This window comes from Paludisphaera rhizosphaerae (genome assembly GCF_011065895.1).
Taxonomy (GTDB): domain Bacteria; phylum Planctomycetota; class Planctomycetia; order Isosphaerales; family Isosphaeraceae; genus Paludisphaera; species Paludisphaera rhizosphaerae.
Window position 1 is genome coordinate 1 of record NZ_JAALCR010000017.1, and the last position, 15182, is coordinate 15182.

Consider the following 15182-nt stretch of genomic DNA (forward strand, 5'->3'; position numbering starts at 1 on the left):
GTCGACTCCGTTTTCGTCGCCTTCCTTAGGCTTTCCCGACGGCCGAGGTTCGTCCAGCTCAAGGCCGATGATCAGGCCGACGTCGAAGTAGCGGAGGCCGCCGGAGCCTTCATCCCTGGGAAAGATGGCGATCGCCCGCCGGCCAGGCGGCAAAAGGGCGAACTCGGGGTAGTCGATCCGAACCGTCGATCCATCCACCAGGCGAAGCTGGAAAGGCGTGAAGGGTTCGGACTTCAGAACCTCTCGGACTTCTTCCGTTCTCATGAACGTCGTTTCTCCATACCGCGCGGCGGTCGAGGAGGCTCGACCGCCGCGGTCGTCGGCTGGGCTCAGGCCTTCAGTGCGCCGATGGCCTTCTCGGTCCGCTTGAGGATGTCGTCGACCTGGTCGGTCGACTGGAAGCCGATGATGAAGGCGTCGACGGTGCCCAGGCCGAGGACGAACTTGAGGGAGGCGTCGATCTTCTCGGGTTGGGTGATTCGGCCTTCGCCGAGGATCTTCATGCCGACGATCCCCTTGCCGGCGTTGTGCATCTCTTCCAGGACCGAGGCGACCTCGTCAGGCTTCTTGTCGTCCATGATCAGCCCTTCGGGGTTGATCCGGGCGAGGTCGACCTCGACGAACGGCTCTTTGGCGGAGGTGCGGAGCGGGTCCATGCCGTGGCAGCTCGTGCCGTGGGCGCGGATCCGGCCGTCTTCCTTGGCCCGCATCAACTCTTCCATCGCGCCGGTGTGGTCGTGCTGCCAGCCGGTCTTGGTCATGCAGTGGAGCAGCAGGACGTCGATATAGTCCACGCCCAACTCAAGCTTGTAGCGCTCGATGTGGTCGCGGGCGGTGACGGCGTTGGTGGCGTGGGTCTTGGTCTGGATCTGGTACTTGTCGCGGGGAACGCCCTTGAGGGCCTCGCGCAGGTAGACGTGCGAGCCGTACTGGTCGGCGACGTCGAACAGGGTGATCCCCTGGTCCAGGCAGTGGCGGACGACCTTGGTGAAGCCCTTGACCCCCAGCTTGGTCTGGTTGCTCGACTGGCCGCCGCCGACCGTGCCGCTCCCCATGCCGATCAGCGAGGTCTCGATCCCCGTCTTGCCCAGCACGACGCGGGCCTGCGGGCTCGCGGGCAAAGCGTTCTTCGCGAAGGCGGCCCGGGATGTCCCAGCGCCGGCCGTGGCGAGGGCCGCGGCGGTCGCGGACGTGGCGAGGAAGTCGCGGCGGTTCAGCGGCGTCATGGTTCGAGTCTCCCCTGCGGTTGAGGGTCGGTTCGGATCGATCGGGGCCGAGTAGCGGCGGAGTCCTCCCGCCGGCGCGTCCTCCGATTTTATCCCGGTCCCGCCGATGCTACTATGTGGAAGTTCAACAATGGCGAAACGATCCGCCGCCAACGCCCAAGATCCTGTCCCGAAACCACCTGTCTCCGCGAACGTTCTCCGTTCGACGTTCGCGGCGGACAGGATCGGCTCGAACCCGCCGAGAAGGGCGAAACGATGAACACCACGGTCCTGGAACGCGAGAAGTCCGGCGTCGAGACGCAGGTCGCGACAACGATCGCCGTTCCGGCCGACGTCCTCCTGAAGGTCGACGCCGACGCCTTCGCCGCCCTCTGCGCCTCCAACGGCGATCTTCGGCTGGAACTCGACCCGGATGGAGGACTCGTCGTCATGACACCGGCGGGATTGGATTCCAGCGATCGCAACATGGAACTTGGACGTCAGATCGCGAACTGGAACCATGCCGGCCGGTTCGGCAAGGTCTTCGACTCGTCCGGCGGTTTCACACTCCCCAACGGCGCCGTCCGCGCCCCCGACGTCTCCTGGACCGCCCGCCAGCGCTGGCAAGGAGTTCCGCGGGCGGAACGTCGCCGGTTCACTCCGATCGTTCCCGACTTCGTCGCCGAGGTCCTCTCCCCGATCGACTCCCGGGCCGAGATCCAGGCCAAGATGGCCGAATACATCGCCCAGGGGGTTCGTCTCGGTTGGCTTATCGACCCCGATGCACAGACCGTCGAAATCTACAGGCCGGGCCGCGATGTGGAGAGGCTGGCGAAGCCGAAGAGCCTCAGCGGCGAGGACGTCATGGCCGGACTCGTCATCGACCTCGCCGAAATCCTCTACGACGTCGATTGAATGACAGAGGAGCGAGCAATGGGCGCGACCCTGCTGGAACAAGCGAAGGCCGACGTCGCCAAGGACGTCGGGACGACGATCCTTTTGCCGTCCGAAGTCCGCTTGAAGGTCGACGCCGACGCCTTCGCCGCTCTCTGCGCGGCGAACCGAGACATGCGGCTGGAACGCGAGGCCGATGGGGGTTTAGCCGTCATGTCGCCTGCATCGGGTCGGAGCGGTCGGCGAAACATGGAACTCGGCCGTCAGATCGCCAATTGGAACCACACCGCCGATCTTGGAGCGGCCTTCGATTCGTCGACCGGCTTCACCTTCCCCGACGGCTCGATCCTCGCCCCGGACGCGGCCTGGACCCAGCGCGAGCGCTGGGATCGCGTGCCTGTCGAGGACCAGGACCGCTTTCCGCACATCGTCCCGGACTTCGTCGCCGAGCTGCGTTCCCCCAGCGACTCGATCAAGCAACTCCAGGCCAAGACGGCCCATTACATCGCCCAGGGCGTCCGACTCGGCTGGCTGATCGACCCCACCACTCAAACTGTCGAGATCTACCGCCCCGGCCGCGACGTCGAGATCTTGACCAGGCCCGAATCGCTCTCCGGCGAGGAGGTTCTGCCCGGGCTCGTCATGGATCTCAAGGGCGTCCTGTTCGATTGACGCTGTTTGCCGCCTCGGCCGTTCTTGTGGATTCGCGCACCTGAAATTATCGTATTTTCATCCTGGTGTCGGAATTCCCAAGCGACTCGCGAGGCCCTGCAGCATGTTCTCCGATCGATCGGCGTCCCGAGTGGCGTGGAGCGGCCTCGCGGCGCTGGCGGCGGCGGTCGGAGCAGTGCGAGCCCAGGGCCCGCAACCGACGACGGCCGAATACCGCCGCGAAGTTCTGGCGGCGCAGGGGGATGCGGGGCGAGGCAGGGGGCTCTTCGAGAACGTGGCGAAGACGCGGTGCGCCGGCTGTCACTCCGTCGCCGGCAAGGGGCCAGCCATTGGGCCCGACCTCGCGGGGCTCACGACGGCGAACGACCGCGGCGAACTGCTCGACGCCATCCTCGACCCCTCGGCCAAGATCAGCCCGGACTACGTCGCGACGGTCGTCGGGCTGAAGTCGGGCCGGGTGCTTCAGGGGCTCGTCCGACCGCTGGGGGACGCCGATCTGGAGGTCGTCGTCTCAGCCGAAGAGACCGTCCGAGTGGCGCGGACGGACATCGAGGAGCAGGCCGCCAGCCGGGTTTCGATGATGCCGACCGGCCTGCTCCAGGCGCTCTCGCCGGGCGAATCGGCCGACCTGCTGGCCTACCTCGCGACTCTCGGCCCCTCGGGCACGGGCTCGCTCCGAGAGGCCGTCGACGTTCGCGACGTCCCTCGCGCGACCGTCCCCGTCGCCTTCCGGCCCATCATCGCCCCGGCCGAACGCTTCCAACGCCCCGTCTGGTTCGGCCCCGTCCCGGGCCTTCCCGGCGCGGCGATCGTCATCGAGATGCAGCGCGGGCGGCTCTGGCTGCTGGAGGACGACTTCCGCCGCCGCTCCCTGTTTGTCGACGTCGGCGACGACACCACGCCCGGCGAGTTGACGGGCCTTTCGAGCGTCGCCTTCCATCCGGACTTCGCTCGCAACCGCCGGTACTTCCTCAAGCTCCACACCCCGCGATCCGCCGGCCGCCTGGCCGTGCGCGTGGTCGAGCGCAAGGCCGCCCCCGACGGCCGCCGCGATTCGGGCGAGCCCTCGAAACAGATTCTGCACATCCCCGTCTTCAGCGACATCCACAATGGCGGCCACCTCGCCTTCGGGCCTGACGGTTTCCTCTACCTCGGCATGGGCGACACCGGGCCCCAGAACGACGCCCAGGGCCGTGGCCAGAACCTCTCGACCCTGCTGGGCAAAATGCTCCGCATCGATGTGGACCGCGCCGAAGGCGACCGACCCTACGCGATCCCCGCCGACAACCCCTTCGTCGGCCGCCCCGACGTTCGGCCCGAGATCTGGGCCTACGGCTTCCGCGAGCCCTGGCGGTTCAGCTTCGACGCCAGGACCGGCGATTTGTGGGTCGGCGACGTGGGGCAGGGGCTGTTCGAGGAGGTCACCATGCCCCGCGCCGGGGAGAACCACGGCTGGAACGTCTTCGAAGGCGTCCGCCCATTCTCTGACCGCTTCGCCAGACCCAACGCCCGATACGTCCCGCCCGTCTTCGCCTACCATCATCGACTGGGCCCCTCCGTCACCGGAGGTTTCGTCTACCGGGGGGCGAAGAATCCCACCATCGCCGGTAAGTACGTGTTCGGCGACTTCGAAACGCGCCGCGTCTGGGCGCTCGACCAGCGCGATCGGACGCCCACGGCGATCCTCGAGATCGGCCGCGCGCCCGACCGTATCGCCTCGTTCGGGACCGACTCCGAAGGCGAATTGTACGTCGTCGGCCTGGACCAAGGGCTGATCTACCGGATCGACGCGGCCTCCGCCGACCTGACCCCCGCGCTGCCGGCGCGCGAGGTCGTCGCCACCTCACGCCGCGACCCTGCGACCTGGCGCCGGACCGAGCAAAGGCCGGCCGAAGGATGGATCGCCGAGGACTTCGACGACGCCTCGTGGACCGAGCGTCCCGGCGGCTTCGGCACTCGCGGCACGCCCGGGGCGAACGTCCGGACCGAATGGCGGTCGTCCGACGTCTGGCTCCGCCGGGCCTTCGATCTCCCCCCGGGGGACGTCGCCCGTCTCGCCCTGCTCGTCCATCACGATGAGGATGCGGAGATCTACCTCAACGGCGTCCTCGCCGTCCGCCTCCCAGGCTTCATCCGGGAGTACGAGGAAGTCCCCATCGCCGCCGAAGCCCGCGCCGCCCTCCGAACGGGTCGGAACACCCTGGCCGTCCACTGCCGTCAGAACGGCGGCGGCCAGTACATTGACGTCGGGATCATCGATCGCCCGGTCGTCCCCGCGGCCGCGCCGCACTGACCACTTCGGTTCGAGATGATGAAATCGCTCATCGCCCCGCACTCGCATCATTGCGATTCGAATGCCGCATGATTATTGTATTTTAATCATTTCGACCTGAGACGTGGGGCCCGGCTTCGAGGCTGGGTCCGGAACGATGGAGGCCCCTGCCGATGGGATGTTCGTCATCCGTTCGAATCGCGTCAGCGCGCCCGGGTCGAGCCGGGCGACTCGCGCTGCCCCTGCTGCTGGCGGCGATGCTCGCCGGGTGTGGGGAATCGGGCGAGCCGCCCATCGAACCGCCCTCGGGATTCCCATCGGCCAAACTGGCGGAGTCGCTCCGGGCCGTGGCCGCTTCGGCCGCTGCTGCGAAGGCGACGCCCGTTTCCGCTCCGACCGCTGACGCGCCGTCGACCTCGCCGACACCCGCGCCCGCGTCGACTTCGACGCCGGCTGCACCGCTGACTTCGGCGGAGATCGTCGCTCGGGTGGAGCCCTCGGTGGCGGTGGTCAGGGGCAAGGGGAAGACGGGGACGGGGTTCATGGTCGCGCCGGGGCTGCTTGCGACCAACGCCCACGTGATCGAGGGGGCGAATTCCAAGGACCTGGAGGTCCGGTTTCCTTCCGCGCCCGACGGCAAGAAGGGACCTTTCCCGGCCGAGGTGGTCTTCCGCCGGCGGGGTCGGGACCTGGCCATCCTGAAGGTGGCGGCCGACCTCCCGCCGCTGGAGATCGCCGACGCCTACAAGTTCCAGAAGGGGGCCGACGTCCTGGTGATCGGCAACCCGGGCTTCGGCAAGGACATGGTGCTGGAGAACGCCGTCAGTCGGGGGGTCATGAGCACGAAGGCCGCCATCGAAGGCCGCGACTATTACCAGATGTCGATCGCGATCAACCCCGGCAACTCGGGAGGTCCGGTCGTCGACGGCGCGGGCAAGGTGGTCGGCGTGGCGACCCTGAAGTCGAACCTGCTGGAGGGGACCGCGTTCTGCGTCCCGGCCGACGACCTGCGCACGGTGATCACCCAGGCAACCACTCCCGGCGGCCCCGCCCCCGACTCTGCCGAGTCCGTCGGCTCCGCGGGGCTCCGTTACGCCTGGAAGCCCGGCCAGACCTACGTCTACTCCGTGACCGCCACCTACGAGGCCGGCAAGGAAGTCGTCGTCCTCCAGGGGAGCAGCATCTACCGCGCCCGAGACGCGGAGGCCGACGGAGTGAAACTGGCCCACAGCGGCTGGCTCGTGACGCGCCGGCGTCCCAAGAATCCCGGGCTTGGCGCGAAGTCCCAGGTCCAGTCTCCCGCGGCGCCTTCCAGGGTCGAGATGATCCTCGACGAACAGGGGAACGTGACGACCGAATTCCAGGGCGCGATCCCCCTCCCGCTCCTCGGCGACCTCGCGCTGCTGGCGATCGAACCACTCCCCGAAGGCTCCGAGGATCGTTGGGACGACGAGCACCCAATCAGCCTCAACATCTCGCGGACCACTCCCGGTTCGTCGGCCTCGCCGTTCCGCTTCGAGCGCCCCAGCCTGCTCGAAAGCCGGATGCGATCGCGTCTGCGGCCGGGGATTCGCCCGGGGATCCGCACGCGGCCGGGGATTAGCGTCCGCCCCGCACCGGCGCAGGTGCAGGTTGAAGCCCACCCCGGCCGGGAGACCTCCGAGTTCACTCGCAAGTCCCTGGCCGACGGTCGAGCGACCATCGCCAAGACTTACAATCTGCGGACCGACGACATCGTCGGCGCCGGCCCGATGCTGGAGGTTTCTGGCGAGGGGACGTTCACCTTTGACGTCAATGAAGGGGTTCCCGCGGGTTTGGAGTTCCACGGCCAGATCGTCCAGAACACCGAGAACGAGACGCTGCGGATCCCGGTCCGCGTGGAGTGCCGCCGCCTCGAAGGGGCGGAGCGCGACCTGGCGATGCGGTTCCCGGCCGTGCCGCCCACCGCGATGACGCCGATCGACGCCGACGACGTGAAGCAGGCGCTCGCCGGGCTGAAGTCGTCGGACGCCGGGAAGCGTCGCGAGGCGGCCAACTTCCTCCGCGACGGAACCCCGGTCGAGACTCGCCGCGACGCCGTCGCCCAGGCGCTGAAGGGCTTGCTGAACGACGGCGACGGCTCGATCCGAGCCGCGGCCGTCCAGGCTCTGGGCGTCTGGGGAGGGCCCGCCGCCCCTTCCTGGCTGCTCGCCCGCCTGGACGACGACCGCTTCGGCGCCCGCGACGAGGTGTTTGAGGCCCTCGCCCGGCTCACGCCCGACGACAAGAGCGCGGCCGCGGTGGCGTCGAAGCTCAAGGGGGACGACCGCGGCCGGGCCGCGCGGACGCTTCGCGCCTGGGGCTCGGCCGCCGAGCCGGCCCTGCTCGGATTGGTCGACGGCTCGGAACCGATGGAGACCCGATCCGAGGCTTGCCGGATCCTCAAGGACGTCGGCACCTCTCGCTCGGAGTCGGTCCTCCGCCGGCTGGCCCAGGCCGCTTCCGGCGAGGAAATGGGCCGAGCGGCCGAGTCAGCCGCCCGCGCGATCGAGCGTCGTCGGATGACCGAGGCCGACGTCGCGGCGACCCTCGCCGACCTGAACTCGGGCGAGGTCCGCCGCCGCCGAGAAGCCGCCGACCGACTCGCCGCCGTCGCCCCGATCGCGGACCGACGCGCGACAGTCGCGCAGACCCTCGCGGAGAACGTGGACGACCCCGACGTCTTCGCCCGAGGCGCGATCGTCAAGGCGCTGCGGAATTGGTCCGACCCCGCCGCCGCGAAGCCCCTCTTTGAGAAGCTCAAGAACCCGAAGTTTCAGGGGTGGCGTGAGGCGATCGAGATCCTGGGGTCGCTCGGCCCGAAGGCCCAGACCGAGGCGGTCGAGGCGGTCGCCTCGCGAGTGAAGGACGACCGCGGCCTGGTTTTCCGCGTCCTCCAGGAGATCGGGCCGCCGGCCTTGCCCGTCCTGATCCGACTGGCCGACCCGAAAGGCGACACGGACGTCCGCCGCGAGGCTCTGCAAGCGCTCGGCCGCGTCGCCGATCCCTCCGTCCTCCCGCTGCTTCGCGCGGCGGCCGCGGAGAAGGACAAGGCCTTCCTCGTCATGGCCGCCAACGGTGCGATCCGCGACGTCGAACGCCGCAACCTCTCGCCGAAGGAGTTGAACGATCTGATCGGCCGTCTGAAGGCCTCCGACCCGAACCAACGCCGGGACCCTCTGCGCCGACTGACCGAAGTCCACCTCGACGACGCCCGGCGCGCCCAGGTCGTCGCGGCGCTCAAGCCGCTGTTGCTCGATTCCGAAGAATGGACCCAGGGAGACGCGCTCCGCGCTCTCCGATCCCAGGGCGGGGCTGAGGCGCTCGACGCCCTGCGGGAGGCCGCCGCCAACCCGGCCTTCCGACCGTGGCGCGACGCCGTCCAGGCCCTCGCCGAGGAGACTCCAACGCCCGCCGTCGCCGAGCTGGTCGTCGGCCGGATGGGCGACGATCGCGGGCACTGCATCCGGACGCTGGAGAAGATCGGCCCCGTCGCCGGCCCGGTCGTGCTGAAGGCCTTCCAGGAGTCGAGCGACTCCAAGGAGCGCCTGGAGCTTTGTCGCCTGCTGGAACGGGTCGGCGGTCCGGAAGCCCTCGGAGCGCTCCACGAGATGACGTCCCAGAAGGAGTCCGGCGCTCTCGCCCACCTTGCCGAGGACGCGCTCCGCGGCATCGACGAGCGGAAGTAACTCAGTCGCAGGCCGGCGCATGGAAAAGGCCGCGCGAGTTTCGCGCGGCCTTTTTGCGTTCCAGACTCGGCGGATCGCCAGGGGCGGTCAGTCGATCGGCTTGATGTAGACGTCGCGGAACTCGACGGGGTCGTTGTGGCCGGCGAAGCCGAAGAAGCCCTTCGTGCGGTCCTTGCCGGGGTGGGGGGAGTTGGCCATGAACTCCTTGACGGTGCTCAGGTCGGCGTCGAGGATCGGCGTGCCGTTCAGCTCCACCTGGATCTTGGGGCCCTTTACGACGACCTTCTCATAGTTCCACTCGCCGACCGGGCGGAGGTACCCACGGTGGGCGGGGACCATGCCGTAGGCCGAGCCGTGGGCCTGACGCGGGTCGAGCTTGGCGTACTTCTCGTGGCCGTCGTCGAGGACCTGGAGTTCGGTCATCCCCTTGTAGGCGGCGTCGCCGTCGCCGGCGTAGCGGATGGCCAGGCCGTTGTTGCCTGCGGGGGGGAGGCGGAATTCGAGGAGGGCGGTGAAGTCGCCGTACTCCTTGTCGTAGTAGAGGTTCCCGCCGTGCTTGGGCTTGCAGCGGATGGCCCCGTCGGCCACCTCGTAGTTGTCAACGGCGCCCTTCCAGCCGTCCAGGTTCTTGCCGTTGAAGATCTGGGCGAAGCCGCCGGGGGTCAGGTCGCGCTTGGCGAGGTAGGCGTTGGCCTCTTCGACGGGGATCTCGCGGAGCTTGATGTTGCGGAAGCGGGTCTCGCTGCCGTGGGTCTGAAGCTGGATGGGGCCGACCTTGGCGAGCGGGATCTTACGATCCTTGTCCCAGTAGTTCTCCATGATCGCGTCTTCGACGACGAGCTTGCCGTTGAGCCAGACGTTCGTGCGAGCGCCGATCTGGAGGACCCGAAGCGTGTTCCACTCACCAATCGGGTTGTCGGCGAAGACCAGCGGATCCTTGCCCGGCTTGCCGGCCGTGTTGTTCCAGAGGCCGCCCGACCCCTTGTCGGAGCCCAGGCTGTGCTTGCCGGCTTCCGGGCGGAAGTCCCAGATCTGGATCTGGGGCGTGCCGCGAAGGTAGATGCCGCTGTCGCCCATCGGCCCGATCTTGAAGTCGACGAACAGCTCGACGTCGCCGTAGTCCTTGTCGGTCGACATGAAGACGCCGTGGCCGTCGTTGATGATTTCGCCGTCGGCCGCCTTCCAGTGCTGGGCGGCGTCGGCGGCGTCCTTGTCGAGCTTCGCCTTCTGCGCCTCGGGAGACATCGCCTTGAACTTGCGCGGGTCGATCGTGGACTCGCCGTGCCAGCCGGAGAGGTCCTTGCCGTTGAAGATCGCCTGAAGGCCGGGTTCCTCGGCGGCGGCGGGACGGCCGGTGAAGGCCGCCGCGAACGTCATCAGGGCGAGCGTCAGGTGGGGCTTCTTGGGGATCACGTGGGATTCCTTATTGGTGGCGGCGTCGGGAAGGGTGGAGGGACTTTGCGGGGAGGATTCAAGGGACGGAGGCGATGCTGCTTCGCCCCCTAGCAGGCCGCCGCCATCGTCCCTTCTCCCCTGGTGGGAGAAGGTGCCGCGCAGCGGCGGATGAGGGGGGACGCGACCGTCGGGGGACGTCGGGGTCCCCCTCATCCGGCTCATCAGGCCGCCTTCCCCCGCGAGGGGGGAAGGCTGTCATGGTCCAGGTCTCGGGCGACACTTATTCTGCCCGAGACGTCCGCCGCAGGCCAGCCCCTTCGCCGATCAAGGCGCGGCGAAGGTGAAGACGTAGCGGCCGGAGCCGATTTCGGCGACGGCCTGGCCGTTTTCGACGGCCGTCGACTTGACGCCCTGCGCCTGGGCCAGCGCCACGCCGCTCTCGGTGACGGCGGCGGGATCGGCGACGGGGAGGACGACCTTCGCCGTGGTGTTGGCCGGGACGGTGACATCGACGGTGACGGCCCCGGCGTTCCGCGCCCAGGCGACCGTGACGTCGCCCCGGATGCTCCGGTACTGGGTCGTCGCGAAGGTCAGCCGGTCGGTCAGCTTGGGGGCGATCAGGATCTTCTTGTAGGCGACCTCGGTCGGCTTGATGCCGCCGATGTTCTCAACCATCCAGCCGTAGACCGCGCCGAAGGAGTAGTGGGCGAACGAGTTCATCCCCGGGTCCTGGAAGCCCTTGTCCGGGGTCCAACCGTCCCAGCGCTCCCAGATGCTGGTGGCGCCGTGCTTGATGGAGAAGCCCCACGAGGGGAACGTGTCGTTGAACAGCAGTCGGTAGGCCACGTCGGTCCGGCCGATCTTGGAGAGGACCAGCATCAGGTCCTTGGTGCCGATGAAGCCGGTGGAGAGGTGCCAGTTCTTGTCCTCGATCCGCTTCACCAGCAGCTCGGCCGCCTGCTTGGCCTTCTCGCCGTCGACGAGGTCGTTGGCGAGGGCCAGCACGTAGCAGGCCTGGGTGTCCCCCTTGATCTTGCCGTCGTCGGCCACGTACGCCTTGTTGAAGGAAACCTTGATCTGTTCATAAACGCCGGCGTACTTCCGAGCTTCCTCGGGCTTGCCGAGGACCTCGGCCGCCTGGGCCGTGAGTCGGGCGGCCAGGGCGAAATAGGCCGTGTAGATCACGTCCTTGGGTGTGTCGGCGCCGATGCTCAGCCAGTCGCCGAAGCAGTGGTACTTGGCCGGCGGCAGCAGGTCGGGCGTGCTGCGATGGATCAGGAAGTCGACGTACTTGACCATCGACGGGTACTGGCGTTCCAGCGTCCGCTTGTCGTTGTAGACCTGATAGACGGTCCACGGGCAGACCACGCCGGCTTCCGCCCAGGCGGGGCCGCCGTCGTCGCCGGCGACCTTCACCGGAGCGACCATCGGGAACTGGCCGTCGGCGCGCTGGCCGTCGACCAGGTCGACGAGCCACTTGTCGAAGAACGACTCGACGTCGGTGTTCAGCGTGGCCGTCTTGATGTAGACCTGCGCGTCTCCCGTCCAGCCCAGGCGCTCGTCGCGCTGGGGGCAGTCGGTGGGGATGTCGATGAAGTTGGCGCGCTGGGTCCAGTAGATGTTGTTATGAAGCTGGTTCAGCATCGGGTCGGAGCACTGGAACCGGCCCACGACGGGCGTGGCGCTGGAGATCGCCAGGCCGACAACCGACTCGGAGGTCGGCGGCGACTTCAGGCCGGAGACCTCCACGTACTGGTAGCCGTGGAAGGTGAACCGGGGGCTCCAGATTTCCTCCTCGCCGGTCCCCTTGCAGACGTAGGTGTCGACGCAGCGGGCCTCGCGGAGGTTGGTGACGTAGACGGTGCCGTCCGGGTTGAGCCGCTCGGCGAACCGCAGCGTGATCGTCTGGCCGGGTTCGCCGCGGAGGCGGATGCGGGGGATCCCGGCGAAGTTCTGGCCGTAGTCGATGACGTAGACGCCCGGCTTGACCTCGTTGTAGGTCTTCGCCCGCAGCTCGCGGAAGGCCGTCACGGCCGGGCCGGAGTGGGCCTCGACCTTCGGGTCCATCTCGGCGCCGACGTCGACGGCCGCCCAGGTGGAGGCGTCGAAGCCGGCCTGGCTCCAGCCCGGCTTCTCCAGGCGGGCGTCATAGGTCTCGCCCATCAGGAAGTCGGCCTCGAGGGTGGGGCCGACGGAGGCCTTCCAGTCCGGGCCGGTGGCGACGACGGCCTGCGAGCCGTCGGCGTAGTCGACGACGAGTTGGGTCTTGATCCGTGTCTTCTTGCCGTAGTGGTCGCGGTTCTTGCCGAAGCCGACGTAGCCGCTGTACCAGCCGTCGGCGACGACCGCCCCCAGGGCGTTGGAGCCGGGGCGGACCAGCGGGGTCACATCGTACGTCCGGTAGAGGACGCGCTTGGTGTAGTCGGTCCAGCCGGGATTGAAGAGGTCTTCAAAGGCGCGGGCGCCGTTGACGTAGACGTCGTGGATGCCCAGGGCCGTGGTGTAAAGAGTGGCCCGAGCGATGGGCTTCTCAACGGCGAAGTCGGTGCGGAGGTGGACCGGCTTGGGGAGGACCAGACGGGTGACGCTGAGCTTGCCCCAGGGGCCGTCGCCGTAGTTGGCGACCACCTCGGCGGCGGGGAGACCGGCAAGGTCGATCTCACGGTTGTGCCAGTTCGCGCCGGGGTCGGCGATGGTCTTCCACGAGCCGTCGGTGACCTTCTCGACGACCCGGCCGTCCTTCAGCTTCACGACCAGTCGGGCGAGCAGGCCGGCGGGGCTGGGAGCGCCGTTCTCAACCTCGACGCGGATCGAGTTCTGGCCCGGCTTCACCGCGCGGAGGGCGTCGACCTGAAGCGGGACCTTGTGGCTCGTGCCGGCCGCGATGAGCTGGCCGTTGACCGTGTAGCGGTGCGAGTCGTCGGCGACGGTCAGGAGCGTCGCCTCCTCAATGGGGGAGTCGGCGGGGATCTCCAGCTCGGTCACGAACAGGCGGTGGGCCTTGGGCTTGTCGTTCCCCTTGTCGTCGGCGTGCCAGATCCACTTGCCGGCGCCGAAGTCGGCCGGAACGGACGCGGCCGAGTCGTCGCGGGCCTTGTCGTAGCCGATCCACTGGGCCTTCCAGTCGCCGGGCTCGATCAGGCCGACCGTCCAGAATGCTGGGGCGCTCCACGGCGAGGCGACGCCCGCACCGTCCCACAGGCGGACCTTCCACAGGCATCGCTGGCCGCTCTTGAGCGGGGCGCCGGCGTAGGCGACGCCCGTCGTCTCGTCGGAGGCGATCTTGCCCGAATCCCAGAGGTCTCCCTCGTCGGCGGCGAGCTTGGCCTCGGTCGTGGAGACGATGATCTGGTAGGCCGACTGGACCTCGCCCCGGCGCGAGGAGGCGACCATCCAGCTCAGCCGGGGGTTTCTGGAGTCGACGCCCAGCGGGTCGACCTTGGCCTCGACGCGGAGATAGGCCGGCGAGGCGCCCAGGACGTCGACCTGCGCGGGGACGTTCTGCGCCCTCGTCGACGACGCGCCGGCCGCCGCGGCCAGCAAGAATGCGTGAACGAGCCTTCGCTTCAACATGATTCGATTCCCTTTCCAAACGTCTGCGTGGACGAGTCGGCTCAGTGCTGGGCTTCGACCGGCGCGGTGGACTCGGCGGGGGCCGCGGCCGGGGCGAGCGAGTTGCCGTAGCCGATGATGACCGTGGAGGCGATCAGGACGGCCAGGGTCAGCCCGACGAGCCGCTTGGTCCGCGCGCTGGTCCCCGTCCATTCCTTGAGGAAGATGCCCCAGAGGGTGCTGAAGATCATGATGCTGGCCATGTGGAGGGTCCAGCTTGAGAAGCCGAACCGGCCCATCTGGCTCTCGCCCATCTGGTAGAAGAAGAACTGGAAGTACCAGGTCACCCCCGCCAGGGCGCTGAAGAAGTAGTTGGCCAGGAGCGGCACGCGGTCGCCGGAGCCGTTCGACCCTCCCAGTCCTTCGGCCTGACGAGCCGCCTCCTCGCCGGGGGCGTCGGTGGTGGTCTCCAGAACGTCCTCGCGGTCGGTGGGGAGCACGCCCGGCCGGGTGGTCGGGCTGAGGTACTGGTAGGCCGAGCCGTTCTTCCAGTGCAGGAAGGCGCACCAGAGGAAGTTGGTGGTGAACCCGCCGGCCAGGATGACCACCAATGACGGCAATCCGCGCCAGAGTTCGGTGGTGCCGTGCTGCGCGGCCAGCTCCTTGATCGGCCCGCTGGCGTCCAGCCCGAAGGCGAAGCAGGCGCTCATCACGCCCGAGAAGGTGGCGACCAGGATCCCCTTCTTGAAGTCGAACTCCTGGATGGAGGCTCGCTTGGCCTCCTCGGACATCTCGCGCTCCTTCGACATCCCCGCGAGCCCGGCGACGGCGATCCCCGCCAGGCAGACGAGCACGCCGAAGAGGACCACCTGGCCTGACAATGTTGGCACGATCTTCGTCATCAGCTCGCCCTTGACGATGGGCGGGACCATCGTGCCGAAGGCGGCCGTATAGCCGAGCGCCACGGCCATCCCCAGCGACATCCCCAGGTAGCGCATGGTCAGGCCGAACGTAAGCCCCCCCAGCCCCCAGAGGACGCCGAACAGGTAGACGATGCCAAGCGTGCCGACCGGCGTCTCGCTGAGGATCGCCGGCAGGTCCTTGCTCAGCGCCAGGCCGAGCGCCCACGGGGCGATGATCCACGAGAAGACGCCGCCGACCAGCCAGTAGGTCTCCCACGACCATTTCCGGACGAACCGGTATGGCACGTAGAAGCTGCCCGAGGCCAGCCCGCCCAGCCAGTGGAAGACGACGCCGAGGAACGGATTCGGTGTGGAGTTCATGGGAGGTCGAGGCTGTCTCTGCGGGGTGTCGGATGGGAGAGGCGTTTGACGAAAAGAAAACCCGGATGAGGGGCGTCGCGATTCGGATCAAGCGAGGGGTCGAAAACGGTCTTCCCCCCTCGCGGGGGAAGACAGACGCCGAAAGCGTCAGACGAGGGGGACGACCGGCGTCGCATACGCATCCGATCGGCCGACCTGAACG

Annotated in this window: 9 protein-coding genes; 4 read left to right on the forward strand and 5 right to left on the reverse strand. The window is 68.3% G+C overall.

Translation table 11 applies throughout. The annotated features are described in order from the left end of the window. A partial coding sequence (locus G5C50_RS20920) for a hypothetical protein (protein ID WP_165072600.1) occupies window positions 1-264 on the reverse strand: 264 nt, incomplete at its 3' end. Between the two features lie 65 nt (window positions 265-329). Then, window positions 330-1226: an aldo/keto reductase gene (locus G5C50_RS20925; RefSeq protein ID WP_165072602.1), complete on the reverse strand. Its 897-nt coding sequence runs from the start codon at window positions 1224-1226 to the stop codon at window positions 330-332. Between the two features lie 255 nt (window positions 1227-1481). Between G5C50_RS20925 and G5C50_RS20930 the strand changes: the two genes are divergently transcribed. From G5C50_RS20930 to G5C50_RS20945, 4 genes are all read left to right on the forward strand, one after another. Continuing rightward, window positions 1482-2120 carry a Uma2 family endonuclease gene (locus G5C50_RS20930; protein ID WP_165072604.1) on the forward strand — a complete coding sequence of 213 codons (639 nt, stop codon included), beginning with the start codon at window positions 1482-1484 and terminating at the stop codon, window positions 2118-2120. 18 nt (window positions 2121-2138) lie between these two features. After that, a complete protein-coding gene (locus tag G5C50_RS20935) occupies window positions 2139-2771 on the forward strand; it encodes a Uma2 family endonuclease (RefSeq protein ID WP_165072605.1) in 633 nt (210 codons plus the stop codon). Window positions 2772-2874: 103 nt separating this feature from the next. Beyond that, window positions 2875-5064: a PQQ-dependent sugar dehydrogenase gene (locus G5C50_RS20940; RefSeq protein WP_165072607.1), complete on the forward strand. Its 2190-nt coding sequence runs from the start codon at window positions 2875-2877 to the stop codon at window positions 5062-5064. 152 nt (window positions 5065-5216) lie between these two features. After that, window positions 5217-8750, forward strand: a complete 3534-nt coding sequence (locus G5C50_RS20945; protein WP_165072609.1) for a HEAT repeat domain-containing protein — start codon at window positions 5217-5219, stop codon at window positions 8748-8750. 87 nt (window positions 8751-8837) lie between these two features. Here G5C50_RS20945 and G5C50_RS20950 read toward each other — a convergent pair whose 3' ends face one another. From G5C50_RS20950 to rhaT, 3 genes are all read right to left on the reverse strand, one after another. Then, complete coding sequence (locus tag G5C50_RS20950) at window positions 8838-10127, reverse strand: 3-keto-disaccharide hydrolase (RefSeq protein ID WP_165072818.1); 1290 nt, start codon at window positions 10125-10127, stop codon at window positions 8838-8840. A gap of 342 nt (window positions 10128-10469) precedes the next feature. Then, a complete protein-coding gene (locus G5C50_RS20955; RefSeq protein ID WP_165072611.1) occupies window positions 10470-13718 on the reverse strand; it encodes an alpha-L-rhamnosidase in 3249 nt (1082 codons plus the stop codon). A 41-nt stretch (window positions 13719-13759) separates the two neighbouring features. Beyond that, window positions 13760-14980 (reverse strand): L-rhamnose/proton symporter RhaT, encoded by a 1221-nt coding sequence (gene rhaT, locus G5C50_RS20960; RefSeq protein WP_165072613.1) that lies wholly within the window; start codon window positions 14978-14980, stop codon window positions 13760-13762. Between the last annotated feature and the right edge of the window lie 202 nt (window positions 14981-15182).